Source organism: Metapseudomonas resinovorans (assembly GCF_002003485.1).
In the GTDB taxonomy this organism is placed as follows: domain Bacteria; phylum Pseudomonadota; class Gammaproteobacteria; order Pseudomonadales; family Pseudomonadaceae; genus Metapseudomonas; species Metapseudomonas resinovorans_D.
This window is the reverse complement of sequence record NZ_BDMA01000022.1, coordinates 1-22,187: the sequence shown is the minus strand read 5'-3', so window position 1 is coordinate 22,187 and position 22,187 is coordinate 1. Positions and strand designations below refer to the sequence as shown.

The following is a 22,187-nucleotide window of genomic DNA, read 5'->3' as shown; positions in this document are numbered from 1 at the left end:
AGGCGCCGACTTACAAAATTTCTTGTTCGTTTTGCCCGCGTATTTCCTGGGCAAACTCGACTCTCGTAGGGTGGGCTTCAGCCCACCGTCAGGCCTCTACGTTTGTTACTCGCCGTTCTTGTCCGGAACCGGCAGGTGCGCGTCGCTGTTCCACGCCTCCACCGGACGGCTGAACAGGTTCTCGGTCTGGAAATGCGCCATGCGCCAGGTGCCCTCTTCCTCGCGGAACTTCACTGTCAGGCGCGCCGCATTGAGGTGCGAAGCGCCACTGGCGAAGGTCGAGGTCTGCAACATCACCCAGCTGCCGACCGCTTCCGCGCCTTCGACGCGAATCAGCTCGGAGCAGAGGAAGTGCACGTTCAGGGCGAAGTGCGCCGGCTCCACCATGTAGGTGGCGAACATGGCGCGGATCGCCTCACGGCCCTGGTAACCACCGAAGCTCTTGGCGTACTTGGCGCCCTTGCCCTCCCAGACGGCATCCAAGGTGAACAGACCCGCCAGTTCGTTCAGGGGCGTGCGGGCGTCCAGTGCGTCGCAGAGCGCCATGTAGCGGTTCATGCAGGCGCGCACGGCGTGTTCGCTTTCCAGCTGGCGCAGGCGTTGCTCAAGGGCTTCGGTCATGGCGGTCACGCGCGCTGGATGATCAGTTCGCGGCCGGTACGGGCCTCGACCTTGGCGTAGCGCCAGAGTTTGTAGGTGCCGTCGCCCACCGGGGTGGTGCGGAACAGGTTGCAGGCGGCGTGCACGGTTTCGATGTCCGGTACGTCGGCCAGCAGGTAGGTGGTCCAGGGGTAGCCGGTGCTTGGTCCGACCATGCTCTGGTCGTCGTCCATGTTGCCGAACACCGTCACGCCGGGCAGGTCGTGGATGCCATTCCACATCTCGCTGAAGGCGGCCCAGACCTGCAGTTGTTCCTCGCGCGGGGCGTCGAAGAAATTCTGGTTGATACCCATGCAGAAGAGGACGCGCAGGGCTTTCTTATCGCTCATCGAAATCACCGATCAGTCAGTTGGAATTCACAGGTAGCCGGGCAGCGGCTTGTTGCCGAAGAAGATCGCGCCGGCGTTCTGGTAGGTCATGTCGCCCATGAAGGCGTGCTGGGTGACCACCAGGGTGTCGTTGACGAAGCGCGACAACGGGTTGTCCCGGTACACGCCGGTCATGCCGGAGAGCATTTGCGCGGTACGCGCCACTTCGGCGGACACGCGGGTGGCGTGAGTGGAGGACAGGCGCAGCAGGTTGGTCTGCTCGACGCTCACCGGGTCGCCGGCCAGCAGGCTGGCCCAGGCGTTTTCCATCGCCTCGTAGAACCAGGCGCGGGCGGCGCGCAGTTCGGCTTCGGCCTTGGCCATCTGCATCTGCGCCAGCGGGCGGTCGGACAGGGCCGGGGCACCGGTGACGGAGAAACGACCAGTGGCCATGCCGGAGAGGTAATCCAGGGCGGCGCGGGCAACGCCCAGGCCCACCACCGAGAGCACCTGAGTGGCGAAGGACAGCGACGGGTAGCGGAACATCGGCTCGTCGAGGTTGGCCGGGCCACCGCGGACGAAGGTCCACTCTTCGGGCACGACAACGCCTTCGATCACCACGTCATGGCTGCCGGTGCCGATCAGGCCGATCACGTCCCAGGTTTCCTCGATCTTCACCTTCTCGCGCGGCATCACCGCCAGGCGCGGCAGGCCGACGGTGTCGCCGTTCTTCGGGCTGATGCCGACGCCGATCAGGTTGGCGCCCATGCAGCCACTGGAGAATTTCCAGCGCCCGTTCACTTCCAGCCCGCCCTCGACGAAGGCAGCCGGCTGCGGCGGGAAGATGCCACCGGCGAACACCACGTCCGGGCCGTTGGCGTAGACCTTTTCCAGGGTCGCCAGGGGCAGCGCCGCGAGGTACACCGGGTTCATGCCGAAGCTGGCAACCCAGCCGGCGGAACCGTCGGCGGCGGAGATGTCCTCCACCATCTGGCAGAACTCCATGGGCGAGCGCTGGTCGCCGCCGAAGCGGGTGGGCACCAGGGCACGGTAGACGCCAAGTTCCTTGAAGCGCTCGATGACGTCCTGGGAAATGAATTTCTGCCGGTCGAATTCCTCGCGCCGGGCACGCTCACGGATGTCGGCGAGCAGCGCCTGGAATCCTTCACTCGCGGTAATCGGGGTGGGGCGCTGGTAATCCAGCTCGCTTAGCGAAGACATGGGGCTCTCCTGGTGGGCTTCTTGGTTATTGTTCGAGGCGCCGCACGAGCTCGCGGGCGACTGCCAGCAGCAGTTCGTCCGCGCCCTTGGCGGCAACGAGTTGAAGGCCCACCGGCAGCTTCGAGGCGCCCTCGAAGGGAATGCTCAGTGCCGGGTGGCCAGTGAGGTTGAACGGCCGCACGAATGCGGTCATGCCGATGGCCGCGCGGGTGTCGGCGGCCTCCGTTACCAGGGCCGGGTAGTTCGGCATGGTCGGCAGAGCAAGGATCGGGTAACGCGCCAGAGCGGCATCCACCTCGGCGGTGAAGGCGGCGCGAATGGCTTCGGCCTCTTTCAGGTCGGCGTCGGTGGTCTTGCTGGCGGCCAGCAGGCGGGACGCGACATCGGCGCCCACCAGGCCGCTTTCCACCAGGTGACCGCAGGCGTTCCAGGTCTCCCGGTTGATGATGGCCAGGCCCGCGTCGTAGGCCGTCTGCATGCCCGGCAGCGGCGCCTTGAACAGTTCGAAATCGGACGCTTCCAGCACGGCATCCAGGGCGGCCTTCACCTCCGCATCGGCCTCGACCGGCACGACGCCGAGACGAATGCCGCTGACGGTGGGCAACACACCGAAGGAAGGATCGATGGCAGCCATGGCCTCGATCAGCAGATCGATCCTGGCGGCGAAGGGACCGACGCAATCCAGGGAGGTCTGTGCCGGCATCACACCGGCGCGGCTGATGCGGCCGAAAGTGGGCTTGAGGCCGAACACACCGCAGCACGCGGCGGGAATGCGTACCGAACCACCGGTATCGGTGCCCAAGGAAAAGTCGCAGAGACCGGCAGCGACGGCGGCAGCCGAACCACTGGAGGAACCACCGGGCACGCGGCCGGGATAACGCGGATTTTCCGCGGTGCCGGTCCAGGTGTTGAGGCCGGTGGTGCCGAAAGCCAGTTCATGCAGACTGGTCTTGCCGGTGATGCGGCAGCCGGCATCCAGCAGGGCCTGGACCACATCGGCATGGCGCACGGCGTCGGGCGTTTCTTCCAGCGCACGGCTGGAAGCGCGGGTCGGATGGCCGGCGATATCGATGGTGTCTTTCACCATCACGGTTCGCCCCGCGCCACCCAGCTCCAGCCTCTCGACCACTATCGTCATTTACATCACCCATTGGCGTTCTTGTTGGTGCTCGACTGCCCCGTCGGGGGTGTCGATTGCGTAAATCCAGAATCAAAAAAATTACGTGAAATGTCAATTGAATTATCACTGGAAAAGGAGTGTGTAGATTAGGTGCATTTTCACGTAACAAGGCACCACTTCCGTGCATTTATGTAACAGTCTGAAAATGGATATTTCACGCAAAAAAACATATAAAATTCTTTGTTTTCAATCAGATATAAATTAGATAAGAATTATTCACATCGCACACATCGAAATTCATCACGCGTAGCACCCTCTTCAAAGTGAGCGATTATCGAACGGAATATTTGAAATTTATTGCGGATTTTTTGGCGATAAATAAGAGATTTTTTAGCCTGAATAACCACAAGAATCAGCCAGGGAAGCGCCCTGCAAAAGACGCTGAAAAGCCGATTGCCACTGGCATGAAGTCGGTTTGCAGAAAGGTCCGAGGGGAGAGTCAGCAAGCACTGACTTGAGGGGAAAGCGGGAGGGCTCAAAGGGGCCTCCTCGGCGCTGCACCGGCATGGCGCAGGTTTTTCTGGCACGGGAGCTGCAATTTCACTTCCCGCCGAGCGGGATACCCGCCGGTAGCGCCACCAGGCGCCAGAACAACAAAAAGGCGGCAAGCCATCCGTGCATCGGTGTCCACAAGGACCTGGCGCTACCTGCGGATCGTTGCCTCTCGAATAGCCTTGCAACCCTCGGAGAACGTCATGTTCCTCAAACAAGCCGTGTCCACCTTGCTCCTCAGCGCCGCCATCCTGGCCAATGCCCAGGCCGACGTGAAAGTCGGTGTCATCACCTCCTCCACCGGTCCCCTCGCCCTGGTCGGGCTTCCCCAGAAGAACTCGACGCCGCTGCTACCTACCCAGGCCGGGGACCAGAAGGTCACGTACATCCCCCTGGATGACGGCAGCGATCCCACCGCCACCGTCAAGGCGCTGAAGAAGCTGATCAGCGAAGAAAACGTCGACGCGATCATCGGCCCAAGTGGTTCACCCAACGCCATGGGCGTCATCCAGTTCGTCGCCGAGGCCGGCGTGCCGCTGCTGGCGCCGGTGGGCACCGCGGCCGTGGTGCTGCCGATGAACGAGCAGAAGAAGTGGGTGTTCAAGACCACCCAGAACGATGACCTGATCGCCAAGGCCCTGGTGGACGACATGACCGCACGTGGCGTGAAGACCCTCGGCTTCATCGGCACCGCCGATCCTTACGGCGAGAACTGGTCCAAGGTGCTGGTCGCGCTGGCCGCCGAACACGGCATCAAGCTGGTGGCCAGCGAGCGCTTCCAGCGCCAGGACACCTCCGTCACCGGCCAGAGTCTGAAGGTGCTCGCCTCCCGCCCCGACGCCGTACTGGTAGCCGCTCCGGGCAGCGCCGCGGTACTGCCGCAGACCACCCTGTTCGACCAGGGCTATCGCGGCCAGATGTACCAGACCCACGGCGCTGCCCTGCCGGACTTCCTCAAGCTCGGCGGCAAGAAGGTCGAAGGCACCATCCTCGCCGCGAGCCTGATGCTGGTACTGGACGAGATCCCCGACAGCCATCCTTCCAAGCAGGTTGCCGGTGAGTATGTGGCCGCCTACGAAAAGCTGAACGGCAGCAAGCCGGCCACCTTTGGCGCCAATACCTACGACGCCGGCCTGTTGCTGCAGAAAGCCATCCCGCTGGCCGCCGCCAAGGCCGCACCGGGCACCCCGGAGTTCCGTGCTGCCCTGCGCGACGCGCTGGAGTCGAGCCACGAGCTGCCCGCCACCCAGGGCGTCTACAACATGACCCCGGAGGATCACAGCGGCTTCGACGAGCGCGGCCGTGAGCTGATCCAGGTGAAGAACGGCACCTGGACCCTGCTCAGCCGCAACTGAGCTTCAGGCATGGGCTCTCGTAGGGTGGACATCGCTTTTCATGTCCACCAGACGGAGCCCGGCCGAACGCCGAAGGTGGATGAAAAAAGCGTCATCCACCCTACGCACTGATCGTCTCGCGCCCCAATACCGCAACAAGAGTTCCCACCATGAATCTCCAGATAGCCCTGCTGCTCGGCCAGGACGGCATCACCAACGGCGCCATCTATGCGCTGCTGGCCCTGTCGCTCCTGCTGGTCTTCACCGTCACGCGCATCCTGCTGATCCCCCAGGGCGAGTTCGTTACCTACGGCGCCCTGGCCATGGCCAGCCTGCAGGCCGGTCAGCCCACTGCGCTGGTGTGGCTGCTGCTCGGCCTGACCTTGGCGGACTGCGCCATGGACCTGTTTGACGCGACCCGCGCCAGCCGCGGCTTCCGCTTCCCGAAACGGATAATTCCCAAGCTCGTCTATGCCCTGGCCATGGTCGGCCTGGTCCGCAACCTGCCACTGGCCGAACTGCCCATGGCGATCCAGGCACTGCTCACGCTGGCTCTGGTCGTACCTCTCGGCCCGCAGCTCTATCGCCTGGTGTTCCAGCCGATCGCCTCGGCGAGTTCGTTGGTGCTGCTGATCGTTTCCATTGCCGTGCACGTGGCCATGGTCGGTCTCGGCCTGCTGATGTTCGGCCCCGAAGGCGCGCGCACTGCGCCCTTCTCCGAGGCTGGCCTGACCCTCGGTCCCGTGACCTTCAACAGCCAGACCCTGTGGGTGATCGCCGTGTCCCTGGCACTGATCATCAGCCTGTTCCTGTTCTTCGAACGCAGCCTCTACGGCAAGGCCCTGCGCGCCACTGCGGTGAACCGCCTGGGCGCTCGGCTGATGGGCATCTCGCCGACCCTGGCGGGCAAGGCCACCTTCGCCCTGGCCACTTTCATCGGTGCGCTGTCGGGCATCCTCATCGCCCCCATCACCACCCTCTACTTCGACTCGGGCTTCGTCATCAGCCTCAAGGGTTTCGTCGGCGCCATCATCGGCGGTCTGGTGAGCTACCCGGTGGCCGCCCTCGGCGCGCTGGGCGTTGGCCTGATCGAGGCCTTTTCGATGTTCTGGGCCAGCACCTACAAGGAGATCATCGTCTTTACGCTGATCATCCCGTTCCTGCTCTGGCGCTCCCTCACCAGCCGTCACGTGGAGGACGATGAATGAAACCGCGCTACCTGATCCTCACCCTGGTGGCCGTGCTCGGCCTCGCGCCGCTGGTGCTGCCGCCCTACTACGTCACCCTGCTCAACTACATCGGCCTCTACACGCTGGTGGTCCTCGGCCTGGTGCTGCTCACCGGCGTCGGTGGCATGACCAGCTTCGGCCAGGCGGCTTTCGTCGGCCTCGGCGCCTACACCAGCGCCTACCTGACCACAGTTCAGGACCTGCCGGGCTGGCTGGCCTGGGCCAGTGCCTCACCCTGGCTGACCCTGCTGGTGGGCCTGGTGCTGACCGGTGCGGTGGCCCTGCTGCTGGGCGCCCTGACCCTCAAGCTCTCCGGGCACTACCTGCCGCTGGGCACCATCGCCTGGGGCCTGTCGCTCTACTACCTGTTCGGCACCCTGGAATCCCTCGGCGGCCACACCGGTGTCAGCGGCCTGCCGTCGATCTCGCTGTTCGGCTGGGAGCTGAACAAGGGCGAGGAGATCTACTACCTGATCTGGGCCGTGCTGCTCTGCGCGATGCTGATCACCCAGAACCTCCTTGATTCCCGCGAAGGCCGTGCCATCCGTGCCCTCAAGGGCGGCCAACTGATGGCCGAGTCGATGGGTGTGAACACCTTCCGCGCGAAGATGGTGATTTTCCTCATCTCCGCCCTGTTCGCTGCCGTGTCGGGTTGGCTCTACGCCCACACCCAACGCTTCGTGAACCCCACGCCCTTTGGCCTGCACATGGGTATCGACTACCTGTTCATGGCGCTGATCGGCGGCGTGGCCAGCGTCTGGGGCGCGCTGCTCGGGGCGGGCGTGCTGACCATGCTCAAGCAGTGGCTGCAGGACCTGCTGCCCCACCTGTTCGGCAGCACCGGTAACTACGAGGTGATCGTCTTCGGCCTGCTCATCATCCTGCTGATGCAACGTGCGCCGGGCGGCCTCTGGCCGCTTCTGCTGCGCCTGGTGCCGGATGCCTGGAAACCGCGCCCGTCGTTCAAGGCCGTGGATGCCTCCGCCGAACTGCCACGCCGCGACCTGCCCGCAGCCGGCGAAGTCCTGCTGGAAGCCCGCAACGTGACGCGTCGCTTCGGTGGTCTGGTAGCCAACAACGAGATGAACCTGGACGTTCGCGCCGGGGAAATCCTCGCCCTGATCGGCCCCAACGGCGCCGGCAAGAGCACCCTGTTCAACCAGCTGTCCGGCGTCGACACCCCCACCTCGGGCGAGGTGCTGTTCCGTGGCCAGCGCATCAACGGCATCCCCTCGCGGGAGATCGCGAGCATGGGCATGAGCCGCACCTTCCAGCATGTGAAGCTGCTGCCGGAAATGAGCGTGCTGGAGAACGTCGCCATCGGCGCCCACCTGCGTGGCCACAAGGGCGTGCTCGCCGCCGCCCTGCGCCTGGACCGCGCCGAGGAAGCCGAACTGCTGGGCGAAGCCCGTCGCCAGCTGGAACGCGTCGGCCTGGGTGACTACCTGTACGTGGAAGCCGGCAGCCTTGCCCTGGGTCAGCAACGCATCCTCGAAATCGCTCGCGCCCTCTGCGCCAACCCTTGCCTGCTGCTGCTCGATGAGCCGGCCGCCGGCCTGCGCCACAAGGAGAAAGAAGCCCTCGGCGTGCTCCTCAGCCGCCTGCGCAGCGAAGGCATGGCGATCCTCCTGGTGGAGCACGACATGGACTTCGTCATGGGCCTGGTGGACCGGGTCGTGGTGATGGAATTCGGCCAGCGCATCGCCTTTGGCCTGCCGGCTGACGTACAGAAAGACCCGGCGGTGCTGGAAGCCTATCTCGGAGGTGCTGAGTGATGAATATGCCGATTCAAGACCTGAAGCAGCCGGAAAACCTCGCTGCCAACCCGGTGCTGGAAGTCAGCGACCTGAGCGTCGCCTACGGCAAGGTGGAAGCCCTGTCCAACGCCAGCCTGCGGGTCGGCCAGGGGCAGATCGTCACCGTGATCGGCCCCAACGGCGCCGGCAAGACCACCCTGCTCTCCGCCATCATGGGCGTGCTCGGCTCCCGTGGCCGGGTCGCCTTCGACGGCAGCCTGGAGGCGGTGCCGGAAGTGGAAGTGATGGTGTCGCGCGGCCTCGGCCTGGTGCCGGAGAAGCGCGAGCTGTTCGGCAGCATGACGGTGGCCGACAACCTTCTGCTCGGCGCCTTCCAGCGCCACCGCAGCGGCAAACGCGACCACGCCGTGACGCTGAAGGAGGTCTACGACCTGTTCCCGCGCCTGTGGGAACGCCGCGACCAACTGGCCGCCACCCTCTCCGGTGGCGAGCGGCAGATGCTCGCCGTGGGCCGTGCGCTGATGGCCAAGCCCAAGCTGCTGATGCTCGACGAACCCAGCCTGGGCCTCGCGCCGCTGATCACCCGCGAGATCTTCCGCATCATCACCACCCTGCGCCAGCAGGGGGTTTCCATCCTGCTGGTGGAACAGAACGCCCGCGCCGCCCTGCGCGTGGCCGACTACGCCTACGTGCTGGAAACCGGCCAGATCGCCATGCAGGGCCCCGCCGCCCAGCTGGCCGATGACCCGCGTGTGATCGAGGCCTACCTGGGCCTGGCCAGCAAGCACCAGGAGATGCTCGCCAGCTGATGATGCCAAGGCCCGGCCGCAAGGTCGGGCCCCGTCCACGGAGGACAACATGAAACCATCCCCCTCTCCGCAGGCCGTCCCGGCTTTCGCGGAGCCCCCGATTTCCCGCCTCGATCCGGAAGGCCGGCTGCTGCACTGCAACGACGCCTACCTGGACATGTGCGGCTATCGCCGCGAGGCGCTGCTGCACCAGTCCTTCAGCTTCATCAACCACCCCGGCATGCCCGCCGTGGTCATCGAACGCATGTGGCAAACGCTGCGCGCCGGGGTGCCGTGGAACGGCCCGCTGATGGGCCGCCATCAGGAAGGCGGCGTGTTCTGGAGCGACCTCTACGTGGTGCCGCTGTTCGACAACGGCCAACTGGTGGCGCTGGGTACCGTCTATCACCCCATGGACCGCGCCAGCTGCCTGCGCGCCGACGCCCTTTATGCGCGCCTGCGCCAGGGCAAGCCGGCCGAGCCCGCCGCGACACGGGCGCTGCACCTGCTGGGCGAACACAGCGTCGCCGCAATGGCCGCCCTGGTGCTGGCCGGCGCGACCCTGACCGGTCAACTGAACGCTGGCCTCGGCCTGGCCCTGCTCGGCGGGCTTGGTGCCATCAGCCTGCAGGCCGCCCATGTACGCCAACGCGGCGTGACCCGGAGCCTGGCGAGTTATCCACAGGTCTACAGCGATCCGCTGCTGGCACCGGCCTACAGCCCGCGCGGCGGCGCCGACGCCCTGCTGGATATGGCTCTGGGCAATCTCCAACTGCGCCTGCGCACGGTGATGGCCCGCATCCATATCAACGGCGACATCCTGCGCAGCCGCGCCGGGGAATCCTCGGCCCTGGTGGCCAGCGAAGCCAGCCAGCTGGAACGCCAGCTGGAAGAAACCGAGCAGTCGGCGGCGGCCATCCAGCAGATGAGCAGCACCATCCAGGAGCTGTCGCGCAATCTCCAGCACAGTGCCGGCGCCACCCAGGTGGTGGACGACCTGGCCCGTGACGGCGAGCGGCTGGCCAGTCAGAGCCAGGTGTCGATGCAGGCATTGCGCGGATCGGTGGAAGACATCGGCCAGGCGGTCGGCCAGCTCGCCGAGTCCATCGACTCCATCAGCGGCATTGCCGACGTGATCCAGAGCATCGCCGAGCAGACCAACCTGCTGGCGCTCAACGCCGCCATCGAGGCCGCTCGCGCTGGCGAGTCGGGCCGGGGCTTTGCCGTGGTGGCGGATGAAGTGCGCACCCTCGCCTCGCGCACCCGCGATTCCACCGGGCAGATCCAGCAGTCCATCGAACGCCTGCGCAGCGGCAGCGCACAGGCCCTGGCCACCGCACAACGCGGTGAACAAGCAGCGCAGCAATCCAGCGCCGATGTGGAGGATGTGCGCGAAGCCCTGCGGCGTATCAAGGATGAAGCAAGCCAGATCAGCGGCATGAGCCTGCAGATGGCCACGGCCATCGAGGAACAGGGTCAGGTGGCCGAGGAGGTCAGCCGGCAGATCGCAAGGATCGCCGGGCTTGCCGAACAGAGCGCCGGCCAGGCCCAGCGCAACACCCAGATCGGCCAGGAACTGCACCAACTGGCCAACTCCCAACTCGACCTGGCCCAGCGATTCCTGCACGGCTGAGACCGGCGGGCCGCTCTCCAAAGCGGCCCGCCCGACTGATCGGGATCAAGGAGGCGCCACGCGGCTGTCGACAGCCCACGCGCAACCCCCTATAACTCTCCCCCTGTCAGCACGAACCTTGCCCCACTCGCATGAGCACCCCGAAAAAGCGTCTCAACCGGTACAACCCCGCCAGCGACGATTTCAAGAAGGAGGAGTTTCCCTTCTACTGGATCGCCCGCGTCTATGGCCGCTACAACATGGCCATGGAAAAGACCCTGAAGAAGATCGACCTGGATATCCCCCGCTGGCGCATCCTCTTCATCCTCAAGGAGAACGGCCAGTCGAGCATCTCGGAAATCTCCGAGCACGCCATCGCCAAGCTCTCCACCGTCACCAAGATCGTCTACCGCATGAAGGACGACGGCCTGGTGGACACTGCCCCTTGCAGCAACGACGGCCGCGTCACCCAGGTGACCATCACCGAGAAGGGCCGCCACATGGTGGAGGAAATCCAGGTGAACACTGCGCACATCTTCACCAACAGCTTCAAGGACCTCACCGAAGCCCAGATCGCCAAGCTCAATGGCACGCTGGAAAAGATCTACGCGAATCTGCCGGAGGGTTGATTCCTCCATTGGCGCACTTCCTGTAGGGGCGAATTCATTCGCCAAGGGACACGCAGTGTCCCCATGGGGCCTTGAAGGGCAGACCTTCGGCCTGCTTGGCGATTGAAATCGCCCCTACAAGATTTCGTACGATCTCAACCCCGCGCAAACTCCGCCGCCTTCTCGATCAACTCCGCCTCCGGCCGCACGCCGGTGTAGAGCACAAACTGCTCCACGGCCTGTAGCACGATGACTTCGGCGCCAGTGATCACCGGCTTGCCCAGCTCGCGGGCGAGGCGGATCAGTGGGGTTTCCACCGGCAGCGCCACCACGTCGAATACCCAATCGGCCGCCTCCACCTGCTCGCGGGTGAAGGCCAGGGCGTCGGCTTCCGGGCCGCCCTGCATGCCGATGGGCGTGACATTGACCAGCATCTGTGGCTTCTCGTCACCCAGCTCTGCCCGCCACAGATATCCACAGCCTCGGGCCAGCGCCGGGCCGGTTTCAGGGTTGCGGGCAACTACCGTGCCGTGGCGCAAACCGCTGTCGCGCAAGGCACTGGCCACGGCCTTGGCCATGCCACCGCTGCCACGTACGACGAACTGGATGTCCTTGGGCACCGCGTGACTCGTCAGCAGGCTGGCCACGGCGCTGTAGTCGGTGTTGTAGCCCTTCAGCCAGCCGTTGTCGGCGACGATGGTGTTGACCGAGTCGATGGCCGAAGCCGAGGCGTCCAGCTCATCCAGCAATGGAATGCAGGCCTCCTTGAACGGCATGGAAACCGCACAACCACGGATGCCCAGCGCGCGGATGCCGCCAATGGCCGCCGGTAGGTCGGTGGTGGTGAAGGCCTTGTAGACGAAGTCCAGGTCCAGGGCTTCGTAGAGGTAGTTGTGAAAGCGCGTGCCGAAGTTGCCGGGGCGGCCGGACAGCGACATGCAGAGCCGGGTGTCGCGGCTGATGGGGCGGGGCATTGGAATCTCCGTTAACCGAATTCGAACGAGGCCTTGTAGGGGCGAATTCATTCGCCAAGGGGCACGCAGTGCCCCCAAATCGATCCTGCAGGGCAGACCTTCGGCCTGCTTGGCGAATGAATTCGCCCCTACAGAAATCCTCCGACCTCTGCCGGGAACCTCAGAAAATGTAATCCGTGGTCAGGAAGTTCGATTCGCGGTTGCGGATGATCTCGCTGACCAGTTCCTTGTTATCCGCCTGGAACTTGGTCGCCACCAGGGTGCGGATGGAGAACACCCGCAGGGCGTCATGTACCGACAGCGTCCCCTCGGCCGAGTTCTTCCGGCCGTTGAAGGGGAAAGTGTCCGGGCCACGCTGGCACTGGGCGTTGATGTTGATACGCCCCACCTGGTTGGCGAAGGCATCCACCAGCCGGCCGACCTGGGCCGAATCGCTGCCGAACAGGCTGAGCTGCTGGCCGTAGTCGGAATGCAGCACGTAGTCGATCACCTCCTCCACTTCGCGATACGGCACCACCGGAATCAGCGGGCCGAACTGTTCTTCGTTGTAGAGGCGCATGTCCGGGCTCACCGGGCTCAGCACAGCGGGGTAGAAAAAGCTCTGCCGGTGGCTGCCGCCACCCGGATTGACCACTTTGGCGCCCTTGGCCACGGCGTCCTCCAGCAGCGCATTGAGGTAATCGACCTTGCCCGGCTCGGGCAGGGGCGTCAGGGCCACGCCATCCTCCCAGGGCATGCCGGGCTTGAGGGCGGCCAGCTTGGCGCAGAACTTGTCGAGGAAGGGTTCGAGCACGTCTTCGTGGACGAAGAGGATCTTCAGCGCGGTACAGCGCTGGCCGTTGAAGGACAGCGCGCCGGTGATGGCTTCGCTCACCGCGTTGTCCAGGTCCACCTGCGGCAGGACGATGCCGGGGTTCTTGGCGTCCAGGCCCAGGGCGGCGCGCAGGCGATGCGGGCGCGGGTGCAGCTTCTTCAGGTCGGCGGCGCCGGAGTGGGTGCCGATGAAGGCGAACACATCCACCTTACCGCTGGCCATGATGGCGCTGACGGTTTCGCGGCCACGCCCGTAGATGACGTTGATGACGCCGGCCGGGAAGCTGTCGCGGAAGGCCTCCAGCAGCGGACGGATCAGCAGCACGCCGAACTTGGCCGGCTTGAAGACTACGGTGTTGCCCATGATCAGCGCCGGGATCAGCGCGGTGAAGGTCTCGTTAAGCGGGTAGTTGTACGGCCCCATACACAGGGCCACGCCCAGCGGCACGCGGCGGATCTGGCCGAGGGTGCCCTGCTCCAGCTCGAAGCGGCTGGAGCGGCGGTCCAGCTCCTTGAGTGCCTCGATGGTGTCGACGATGTAATCGCAGGTGCGGTCGAACTCCTTCTCGGAATCCTTGAGGTTCTTGCCGATCTCCCACATCAGCAGCCTGACCACCGCCTCGCGTTGCTCACGCATGCGGGCAAGGAACTTCTCCACGTGCTGGATGCGTTCGGCCACGCGCATGGTCGGCCAGGCACCCTGCCCGTGGTCGTAGGCGGTAACGGCGGCATTCAGCGCGGCCAGGGCGGCGTCAGCATCCAATAGCGGCGTGCTGCCCAGCACGACCTGCTCATCGCCCTTGTCACCGGCCAGGAAGATCGGGCTGCGCACTGCCGCCAGGGGGCCATCCCAGCGCAGCAGCTCGCCGTTGACCAGGTATTCGCGTTGCTCGATGGGCCCACCGGGGTGGTAGCGCTCGGGAATCTGCTCGGTAGTGGGGAACAGGGCATCGAGGTTGTTGTTGTCGGTCATTGCGCTTTCCTCTGGTTCGGAACCACTGGGGATCGGTTTTAGCCTGATTCTGTTGCGTGGTAAATCGTTTCAGCAAACCGTTTGGCGGAATCCCGAGGCGACAACGGTCGACGCGGGGATCGGGATCAGGGTTTAGACGGGAGACGCGAATCTTGTAGGGGTGAATTCATTCGCCAAGGGGCACGCAGTGCCCCCATTGGGTTTTCCAGGGCAGACCTTCGGCCTGCTTGGCGAATGAATTCGCCCCTACAACAGAGGATCGCCCCGTTGCGAGGCACCTTGCCTCAGTGCAACAGCTCCAACGCCGCTGCCGTGGTTTCCTGGATGCGCTGCCAGTCGCCGTTGCGGATCCAGTCCTTGTCCATCATCCAGGTACCGCCCACGCACATCACGTTGGGCTGCGCCATGTAGTCGCGCAGGTTGTCGGGGGTCACGCCGCCGGTGGGGCAAAAACGGATGCCCGGGAAGGGACCGCCGAAGGCCTTGAGGGCCTTCACGCCGCCGCAGATTTCCGCTGGGAACAGTTTGAAGCGGCGGTAGCCCAGGGCGTAGCCGAGCATGATTTCCGAGGCACTGCTGATACCGGGCAATAGTGGCAGCGGGCTGTAGACGCCCGCACGCAGCAGCTCCGCAGTGCAGCCGGGCGTGACGATGAATTGCGAGCCGGCGGCTTCGGCCTCGGCCAGCATCCACTCGTCCAGCACGGTGCCGGCGCCGACGCAGAGTTCCGGGCGCTGTTCGCGCAGGGTGCGGATGGCGGCGAGGCCGTGCTCCGAGCGCAGGGTGATTTCCAGGGTATGCAGGCCACCGGCGGCAAGGGCATCGGCCAGCGGCAGGGCATCTTGCTCGCGCTCGATGGTGATCACCGGGAGGATGCGCGCCGCGCCACAGAGGATATCGATCAGGGCAGCCTTGTCGGCCATGCTCGGCACGGTTTCGCGACTGGTCGCCCGATTGCTGGGAGGGCTGGTCATGGGTGTTCCTTCGGGCTCAAGGGCACCAGTGGATTTCCAGGGGACGACGGAGGAAGGCGCGGATCGGCATTGCCGCCGCGTCATCGCCCGCCAGCGCGTCGGCCAGGGTGGCCAGCTTGGCCTGGCCCTGCACGGCCAGCAATGTCAGGTGGGCGCTGTGCAGCAGCGGCAGGGTCAGGGTCAGGCGCTGCCGCGGCACGCTGGGTGCCAGCATCGGCAGGCAGCGCTGCGGGCAATCGCTGCGCAGCGCCTGTTCCAGGTTCGGACTGCCGGGGAACAGCGATGCGGTGTGACCGTCCTCGCCCATGCCGAGCACCAGCACGTCGATGGTGCCCAGCTCAGCCAGGGCCGCATCGGCCAGGCGCGCCGCCTCATCGAGACTCGGCGCACTGCGGTAAAGGCCGAGCAACCGCGCATCGGCGGCAGCTCCGCGCAACAGATGACGACGTACCAGACCTTCGTTGCTGTCGGTGTGGCTGACCGGCACGAAACGCTCGTCGGCGAGGCTGACGGTCACCTTCGACCAATCCAGATCCTCTGTGGAAAGTCGCTCGAAAAAGGCCACCGGGCTGCGGCCGCCGGAGACGACCAGCACGGCGGAACCACGGGTATCGACGGCATCGCGCAAGGCATTGGCGACGGTGATGGCCAGTTCTCCGGCCAGTTGTTCCGGGCTGCTGAGACTGAGCCCGGTGACCTGCGGCGGCAGGTCGAGATTACAGATCGCCATACCAACTCCTGCCCTCACGGGTGATCAATGCGATGGAGGCCACCGGCCCCCAGGTTCCCGCCGCGTAGGGCTTGGGTGCGTCGCCCTGCTGCCGCCAGCCGGCGATCAGCCGGTCGCACCAGGTCCAGGCGTGCTCGATTTCATCCTTGCGCACGAAGAGGTTCTGGTTGCCCTTCATCACTTCCAGCAGCAGCCGTTCGTAGGCGTCCGGAATCCGCGCGCTGCGGTAGGTGTTGGAGAAGCTCAGCTGCAGCGGGTCGCTACGCAGCCTCATGCCCTTGTCCAGGCCCTGTTCCTTGGTCATCACCTGCAGGGAAATGCCCTCGTCCGGCTGCAGGCGGATGATCAGGCGGTTGCTGATCAGCGGCCGCTGCTCGGGGGCGAAGATGTAATGCGGCGGTTCTTTGAAGTGTATGACGATCTGCGAAAGCTTCTGCGGCATGCGCTTGCCGGTACGCAGGTAGAAGGGCACGCCGGACCAGCGCCAGTTGCGGATTTCCGCACGCAGGGCGACGAAGGTTTCGGTGTCGCTGTGGGTGTTGGCGTTGTCCTCCTCCAGGTAGCCGGGGACCGGCTTGCCGAGGATGTTTCCAGCCACGTACTGGCCGCGCACGACCTGCTGGCTGAGTTGTTCGACGCCAATGGGCGCCAGGGCCTTGAGCACCTTCACCTTTTCGTCGCGGATGCTGTCGGCGGAGAGATCACTGGGCGGGTCCATGGCGATCAGGCAGAGCAGCTGCAGCAGGTGATTCTGGATCATGTCGCGCAGTTGCCCGGCTTCATCGAAATAGCCCCAGCGACCCTCGATACCCACCTGCTCGGCCACAGTGATCTCCACGTGGGAGATGTGGTGCTGATTCCACTGGGTCTCGAACAGGCTGTTGGCGAAGCGCAGAGCGATGAGGTTCTGCACCGTCTCCTTGCCCAGGTAGTGATCGATCCGGTAGGTGCGGTCTTCCGGGAAGTGCGCCGCCACGGCGTTGTTCACCACCCGCGACGACTCCAGGTCGTGACCGATAGGCTTTTCCAGCACGACGCGGGTGCGTTCGGCCAATCCTGCGGCGGCCAGGCCGGCGCAGATGGCGCCATACACCGAAGCGGGCGTGGCGAAGTACGCGATCAACTGGGACACCGGGCCGATGTGCTCGGCCAGCTTCGGGTAGGCTTCGGCGTCGAAGAAGTTCATGGACAGGTAGTCGAGGCGCGCGAGGAAGCGCTGCAGGGCGTCCTGCTCGACGTCACCAACCGGCACATGATGGCGCAATTGCTCGCCGATGGCGGCGATGTGCAGGGCCGGATCGCCACTGTCCCGACCCAGGGCGAGGATGCGCGTATCGGGCGGCAGCAGGCCGGCGCGATCCAGTTGATAGAGCGCAGGGAACAGCTTGCGCAGTGCCAGGTCACCCAGGCCGCCGAACAAGGCCAGGGTGCAGGGTTCGACAGGTTGTGAGGCCATGATATTTGTTCTTCTATCCAACATGAGTCTATGAATACACCCAGCCCCGCCTCGCAGCAAGACAAAATGTAGTAATAAAACTACATTTATGAACACCCGAGATTGCGGTGGCTCCACCTGGGTGCGCTCAGTACGATAGGCCACCGATTGCAGGCCCTTTTCCAGGAAACCCAATGGACCGCGTGCACAACCTGCTGGAGCAGATCCAGAACCGCCTCGGCGAACTCAACAAGGCCGAGCGCAAGGTCGCCGAAGTCATCCTCCGCGATCCGCAACAGGCCACGCGCTACAGCATCGCGGCGCTGGCCCAGTCGGCCCAGGTCAGTGAGCCGACGGTGAACCGCTTCTGCCGCTCCTTCGGCGTCAACGGCTACCCGGAACTGAAGATGCAGCTGGCCCAGAGCCTGGCCAGCGGTGCCGCCTACGTGAGCCAGGCGGTAGCCGCCGACGATGGCCCCGAGGCCTACACGCGAAAGATCTTCGGCAGTGCCATCGCCTCCCTCGACAGCGCCCTGCAAAGCCTCGACGCACAGCTGATCAGCCGCGCCGTGGACCTGATGATCCAGGCCCGGCAGATCCACTTCTTCGGCCTCGGCGCCTCGGCCTCGGTGGCCCTGGACGCCCAGCACAAGTTCTTCCGCTTCAACCTCGCGGTGTCCGCCCATTCCGATGTGCTGATGCAGCGCATGCTGGCTTCGGTGGCCCACACGGGCGACCTGTTCGTGATCATTTCCTACACCGGCCGGACCCGCGAGCTGGTGGAGGTCGCGCGCCTGGCACGGCAGAACGGCGCCTCGGTACTCGGCCTCACCGCAGCCGGCTCGCCGCTGGCCAGGGCCAGCACCCTGAGCCTGAACATCCCGCTGCCGGAAGACACCGACATCTACATGCCGATGACCTCGCGCATCATCCAGCTCACCGTGCTCGACGTCCTCGCCACCGGCATGACCTTGCGCCGCGGCGTCGACTTCCAGCCGCATCTGCGCAAGATCAAGGAAAGCCTCAACGCCAGCCGGTATCCGGCGGATGAAGAACCGAGCTGAGGTCCTGCTTTTCGTAGGGTGGATGGCGCCTTTTCATCCGCCGCCGCGCCCAGTCGGGACTCCGATGGTGGATCGGTGAAGCGTGATCCACCCTACGCGGCTGAACCCCGCTCTTCGTAGGGTGGATGGCGCTTTTATCATCCACCAACGCAGCCAAGTCCAACGCCTATGCGTCAGCCCCTCTGCTCGAGTGCAACGCCCGCGCCGATCAGGCCGGGATGTTCGGCGGTCACCAGCCACACCGGAATGCCTTCGACGTAACCGCTCATGCAGCCCTTGTCGGCGAATGCGCGGGCAAAGCCGCTCTGCTGGAAGAATGCCGCGAAGCGCGGGACCATGCCGCCGACGATGTAGACGCCACCACGGCCGCCAAGGGTCAGCACGATGTTGCCGGCAACCCGGCCTAGCCAACTGCAGAACAGCTCCAGCACGTCTTCAGCGATTGGCTCCCCCGCCAATGCCGCCGCGCTCACTTCGGCGGGTGAAGCCAGACGGGGCGCATGGCCATCCACTGCGCAGACGGCTCGATAGAGCTGTAGCAGGCCATTACCACTGAGCACGTTTTCCGCACTGACGTGGCCGAGCTGGCCATGCAGCTGCTGCCATAGGGTTGCCTCGCGCACATTGCCGATGGGCAGGTCGACATGGCCGCCCTCCCCCGGCAACGCCTTCCAGCGCCCCTCATCCAGCGGCAGCAAGATACCGACGCCAAGTCCGGTTCCAGGGCCAATCACCACTGCCGGGGAATCCGGGTCGGCGACTCCGGCGCAGACCTGCAGTTTCTCGTCCCCGTGCAGACGGATCATGCCCAGTGCCATGGCGGAGAAATCGTTGATCAGCAACAGCTCGTCTACCAGCAAGGCCCGACAGAGCGCAGAGCGGTCGAGCTGCCAGTGATTGTTGGTGAAGCGAAAATGCTCGCCATCCACCGGCCCGGCCACGGCCAGACACAGGGTGCCGATATCGCCTGGTGCACATCCAAGGCCGGCAAGGTAATGCCTGATGGCCTCTTCCGGCCCGGCGAAGTCGGCCGTAGCGAGCACGCGCACCGACTCCAGCTTCCGCTCACGCCACAGGGCGAAGCGGGCATTGGTACCGCCGATGTCGCCGACCAGCGCCAGCTTCACGTGAGACTCGTCAGGTTGCGAGTGAAGGCGCTGGCACCCTGCTCTGCCGTGCTGAAGGATTCGCGCATGAAAGCAAAGAGTTCGCGGCCGGTGCCGATGTTGGGTTCCAGGTCCCACGGCGCCAGCTCGCGCGATGCGAACTCGGCGGCGTCCACCAGCACTTCCAGGGTGCCGGTGGTGCCATCCACGCGTATCAGATCACCATCACGCACACGTGCCAGCGGGCCGCCGTCGAAGGCCTCCGGGCAGACGTGGATGGCGGCGGGAATCTTGCCCGAAGCACCGGACATGCGCCCGTCGGTGACCAGGGCCACCTTGTAGCCACGGTCCTGCAGCACGCCGAGGAAGGGCGTCATCTTGTGCAGCTCGGGCATGCCATTGCTGCGCGGCCCCTGGAAGCGCATCACCGCCACCAGGTCGCGGTCCAGTTCGCCTGCCTTGAAGGCGTCCGCGAGCGCCTGCTGGTCGTGGAAGACCCGCGCCGGAGCCTCCACCACCTGGTGCTCGGGGGCTACGGCGGAAACCTTCATCACGCCGCGACCCAGGTTGCCTTCCATGACCCGCAACCCGCCCTCCGGCGAGAACGGGTGCGCCACCGGCCGCAGGATGTTGTCGTCCAGACTCTTGCCCGAACCTTCGCGCCAGACCAGCTCACCCTCCTCGAGGAACGGCTCCTGGGTGTAGCGACGCAGGCCAGGACCCGTCACGGTGTTGACGTCTTCATGGAGCAGGCCGGCATCGAGCAGCTCGCGCACCAGAAAGGCCACGCCACCCGCCGCGTGGAAGTGATTGATGTCGGCCTTGCCGTTCGGATAGACGTGGGCCAGCGTCGGCACCACCTCGGAAAGATCAGCCATGTCCTGCCAGGTGAGCTGGATGCCAGCGGCCTGGGCGATGGCCGGAATGTGCAGGGTGTGGTTGGTGGAACCGCCGGTGGCGTGCAGGGCGACGACGGCGTTGATCAGCACGCGTTCGTCGACGATCTCGCCGATGGGCATGAACTGCCCACCCTGTTTCGTCAGACGCGTCACCTGGCGGGCCGCCTCGATGGTCAGGGCCTCGCGCAACGGCGTGTTCGGATTGACGAAGGATGCGCCCGGCAGGTGCAGGCCCATCACCTCCATGAGCATCTGGTTGGTATTGGCGGTGCCGTAGAAGGTACAGGTGCCAGGACTGTGGTAGGCCTGCATTTCCGACTCCAGCAGCTGGTCGCGGCTTGCCTTGCCCTCGGCATAGCGTTGGCGCACTTCGGCCTTTTCCTTGTTGGAGAGGCCTGACGGCATGGGCCCGGCAGGAACGAAGATCGACGGCAGGTGGCCGAAGCGCAGCGCGCCCATCATCAGGCCGGGGACGATCTTGTCGCAGATGCCGAGGAACAGTGCCGCGTCGAACATGTTGTGGGACAGCGCGACAGCGGTGGACATGGCGATCACCTCGCGACTGGCGATGCCCAGCTCCATGCCCGGCTCGCCCTGGGTGACCCCGTCGCACATCGCCGGAACCCCGCCGGCCACCTGCCCTACCGAACCGATATCGCGCAGGGCCTGGCGGATCTTTTCCGGGTAGTCCTCATAGGGCTGGTGGGCCGAGAGCATGTCGTTGTAGGCGGTGACGATCGCCACGTTGGCCGACTCCATCAGACGCAGGCGCTGCTTGTCGCTGCCCCCGCAACCGGCCACTCCATGGGCGAAGTTGGCGCACTGCAGTTTGCCGCGCTGCGGACCATCGCTGGCCGCCTTCTGGATCATCGCCAGGTAGCGCTCGCGGGTTGCGCGACTGCGTTCCACCAGGCGCCGGGTTACTTCAAGTACGCGGGGATGCATGGATTCGACTCCAGATAGCGGGCGGGATTTGTATTGATAGAAACCACAGTACGTTCATCGCCGCGCAAATTTCACTAAGAAGCGCCAAATATTTTGTTGTTACAACAACAAAGCCTAAGAAGGGGCCTTGCCATTCATATAGACCACCAGGCGGGCCGGTGACGCGCAGCATAACGCCGCCCTACTGCGTCACCTATCTCGCCGAAGGCGCATTCCAGACGCTTATGCCTGAAGCGATATCGGATTAGCGCGAAACGCTCTAAAAATTATCTTGCGCACAAAATAATTCAGCATTAACTTCTACCTCACCAAACAACTTAGCGCGCAAAATATTAACGAACAAATGAACACTGGAGACTCGCCATGAAAGCCCTGATCACCGTCACCGCCGTCCTCGCGTTTTCCTCCGCCAGCTTCGCTGATGCCCAGCCGGACAGCCGCCGCAGCGGTGCGCTGTACCCGGAATGGCTGATCAACCACGACGGCTGATCCCGATAACCCGAACACCCACGCACACCACGCACACCACGCAATCCATACCGACTGAAAAGGAAACCATCATGAGCATCGAAAACGTTCTGTACCGCGCCTACGCAGAAGCCACTGGCGGCCGTGAAGGCCGAGCCATCTCCTCCGACGGCGTACTCGACGTCAACCTGACCACCCCGCGCGAGCTGGGCGGTGCCGGCGGCGAAGGCACCAACCCCGAACAACTGTTCGCAGCCGGCTACTCGGCCTGCTTCCTCGGCGCACTGAAATTCGTCGCTGCCCGCGACAAGCACAAGCTCCCGGCCGATACCTCCATCGAAGGCATCGTGGGCATCGGCGCCATTCCCACCGGCTTCGGCATCGAGGTGGAGCTGCGCATCGACCTCCCCGGCCTGGACCGTGAAGAAGCCCGCGCCATCGTGGACAAGGCCCACATCGTGTGCCCCTACTCCAACGCCACCCGCGGCAACATCGACGTGACCCTGACCCTGGTCTGAGTCACGCAACGAACAAGGGCGGGCATCCCGAAATGGAATGCCCGCTTTTTTTTGGTTCTTCGCGGATTTCCGGGGAGCCATGAAAAAAGAACGGCGATT

Annotated in this window: 20 protein-coding genes; 9 read left to right on the top strand and 11 right to left on the bottom strand. The window is 64.7% G+C overall.

The window, feature by feature from the left end; genetic code table 11:
• Positions 1-105 precede the first annotated feature (105 nt).
• The 4 genes from MnOB_RS07645 to MnOB_RS07630 are packed head-to-tail and all read right to left on the bottom strand — an operon-like array spanning position 106 to position 3,327.
• On the bottom strand, positions 106-621 hold the full coding sequence (locus tag MnOB_RS07645; protein ID WP_077523635.1) for a nuclear transport factor 2 family protein: 516 nt from the start codon (positions 619-621) through the stop codon (positions 106-108).
• 5 nt (positions 622-626) lie between these two features.
• On the bottom strand, positions 627-989 hold the full coding sequence (locus MnOB_RS07640; protein ID WP_077523628.1) for an IacB protein: 363 nt from the start codon (positions 987-989) through the stop codon (positions 627-629).
• A 27-nt stretch (positions 990-1,016) separates the two neighbouring features.
• Complete coding sequence (locus tag MnOB_RS07635) at positions 1,017-2,189, bottom strand: acyl-CoA dehydrogenase family protein (RefSeq protein WP_077523627.1); 1,173 nt, start codon at positions 2,187-2,189, stop codon at positions 1,017-1,019.
• A gap of 25 nt (positions 2,190-2,214) precedes the next feature.
• Positions 2,215-3,327 carry an amidase gene (locus tag MnOB_RS07630; protein WP_077523626.1) on the bottom strand — a complete coding sequence of 371 codons (1,113 nt, stop codon included), beginning with the start codon at positions 3,325-3,327 and terminating at the stop codon, positions 2,215-2,217.
• Positions 3,328-4,064: 737 nt separating this feature from the next.
• Here MnOB_RS07630 and MnOB_RS07625 point away from each other — a divergent pair.
• The 6 genes from MnOB_RS07625 (at position 4,065) to MnOB_RS07600 (ending at position 11,210) form a co-directional block, all read left to right on the top strand.
• Positions 4,065-5,216, top strand: coding sequence for an ABC transporter substrate-binding protein (locus MnOB_RS07625; protein ID WP_077523625.1), 1,152 nt, complete (start codon positions 4,065-4,067; stop codon positions 5,214-5,216).
• A gap of 149 nt (positions 5,217-5,365) precedes the next feature.
• Positions 5,366-6,403 (top strand): branched-chain amino acid ABC transporter permease, encoded by a 1,038-nt coding sequence (locus MnOB_RS07620; protein ID WP_077523624.1) that lies wholly within the window; start codon positions 5,366-5,368, stop codon positions 6,401-6,403.
• The gene (locus MnOB_RS07615; RefSeq protein WP_077523623.1) at positions 6,400-8,199 is read left to right on the top strand and encodes a branched-chain amino acid ABC transporter ATP-binding protein/permease; all 1,800 of its coding nucleotides are present in this window, start codon (positions 6,400-6,402) and stop codon (positions 8,197-8,199) included. Before MnOB_RS07620 ends, MnOB_RS07615 begins: the two co-directional genes overlap by 4 nt.
• Positions 8,199-8,990 carry an ABC transporter ATP-binding protein gene (locus tag MnOB_RS07610; protein ID WP_077523622.1) on the top strand — a complete coding sequence of 264 codons (792 nt, stop codon included), beginning with the start codon at positions 8,199-8,201 and terminating at the stop codon, positions 8,988-8,990. The genes MnOB_RS07615 and MnOB_RS07610 overlap by 1 nt, the downstream gene beginning before the upstream one ends.
• Positions 8,991-9,039: 49 nt before the next feature.
• Positions 9,040-10,602 carry a methyl-accepting chemotaxis protein gene (locus MnOB_RS07605; protein WP_077523621.1) on the top strand — a complete coding sequence of 521 codons (1,563 nt, stop codon included), beginning with the start codon at positions 9,040-9,042 and terminating at the stop codon, positions 10,600-10,602.
• Positions 10,603-10,733: 131 nt separating this feature from the next.
• Complete coding sequence (locus MnOB_RS07600) at positions 10,734-11,210, top strand: MarR family winged helix-turn-helix transcriptional regulator (protein WP_077523620.1); 477 nt, start codon at positions 10,734-10,736, stop codon at positions 11,208-11,210.
• 134 nt (positions 11,211-11,344) lie between these two features.
• Here the strand turns inward: MnOB_RS07600 and MnOB_RS07595 are convergent, their stop codons facing one another.
• The 5 genes from MnOB_RS07595 to zwf all read right to left on the bottom strand — a co-directional run bounded on the left by MnOB_RS07595 (position 11,345) and on the right by zwf (position 17,109).
• A complete protein-coding gene (locus MnOB_RS07595) occupies positions 11,345-12,163 on the bottom strand; it encodes a shikimate 5-dehydrogenase (protein WP_077523619.1) in 819 nt (272 codons plus the stop codon).
• 160 nt (positions 12,164-12,323) lie between these two features.
• Positions 12,324-13,949 carry an NADP-dependent glyceraldehyde-3-phosphate dehydrogenase gene (locus MnOB_RS07590; RefSeq protein WP_077523618.1) on the bottom strand — a complete coding sequence of 542 codons (1,626 nt, stop codon included), beginning with the start codon at positions 13,947-13,949 and terminating at the stop codon, positions 12,324-12,326.
• A 284-nt stretch (positions 13,950-14,233) separates the two neighbouring features.
• A complete protein-coding gene (locus tag MnOB_RS07585; protein WP_077523617.1) occupies positions 14,234-14,923 on the bottom strand; it encodes a bifunctional 4-hydroxy-2-oxoglutarate aldolase/2-dehydro-3-deoxy-phosphogluconate aldolase in 690 nt (229 codons plus the stop codon).
• 16 nt (positions 14,924-14,939) lie between these two features.
• Positions 14,940-15,653 (bottom strand): 6-phosphogluconolactonase, encoded by a 714-nt coding sequence (gene pgl / locus MnOB_RS07580; RefSeq protein ID WP_077523616.1) that lies wholly within the window; start codon positions 15,651-15,653, stop codon positions 14,940-14,942.
• Positions 15,640-17,109, bottom strand: a complete 1,470-nt coding sequence (gene zwf, locus MnOB_RS07575; RefSeq protein WP_077523615.1) for a glucose-6-phosphate dehydrogenase — start codon at positions 17,107-17,109, stop codon at positions 15,640-15,642. Before zwf ends, pgl begins: the two co-directional genes overlap by 14 nt.
• A gap of 173 nt (positions 17,110-17,282) precedes the next feature.
• Between zwf and MnOB_RS07570 the strand changes: the two genes are divergently transcribed.
• On the top strand, positions 17,283-18,152 hold the full coding sequence (locus MnOB_RS07570; protein ID WP_077523614.1) for a MurR/RpiR family transcriptional regulator: 870 nt from the start codon (positions 17,283-17,285) through the stop codon (positions 18,150-18,152).
• Between the two features lie 173 nt (positions 18,153-18,325).
• Here MnOB_RS07570 and MnOB_RS07565 read toward each other — a convergent pair whose 3' ends face one another.
• Entirely contained in the window at positions 18,326-19,279 is a 954-nt protein-coding gene (locus tag MnOB_RS07565) for a glucokinase (protein ID WP_077523613.1), read from the bottom strand.
• The gene (gene edd, locus MnOB_RS07560; RefSeq protein ID WP_077523612.1) at positions 19,276-21,102 is read right to left on the bottom strand and encodes a phosphogluconate dehydratase; all 1,827 of its coding nucleotides are present in this window, start codon (positions 21,100-21,102) and stop codon (positions 19,276-19,278) included. The genes MnOB_RS07565 and edd overlap by 4 nt, the downstream gene beginning before the upstream one ends.
• A gap of 363 nt (positions 21,103-21,465) precedes the next feature.
• Between edd and MnOB_RS29360 the strand changes: the two genes are divergently transcribed.
• Together MnOB_RS29360 and MnOB_RS07555 are read left to right on the top strand one after the other, a co-directional pair.
• Entirely contained in the window at positions 21,466-21,591 is a 126-nt protein-coding gene (locus MnOB_RS29360) for a hypothetical protein (RefSeq protein ID WP_265093679.1), read from the top strand.
• 71 nt (positions 21,592-21,662) lie between these two features.
• Positions 21,663-22,088, top strand: a complete 426-nt coding sequence (locus MnOB_RS07555) for an organic hydroperoxide resistance protein (protein ID WP_077523611.1) — start codon at positions 21,663-21,665, stop codon at positions 22,086-22,088.
• The last annotated feature ends 99 nt before the right edge of the window (positions 22,089-22,187 follow it).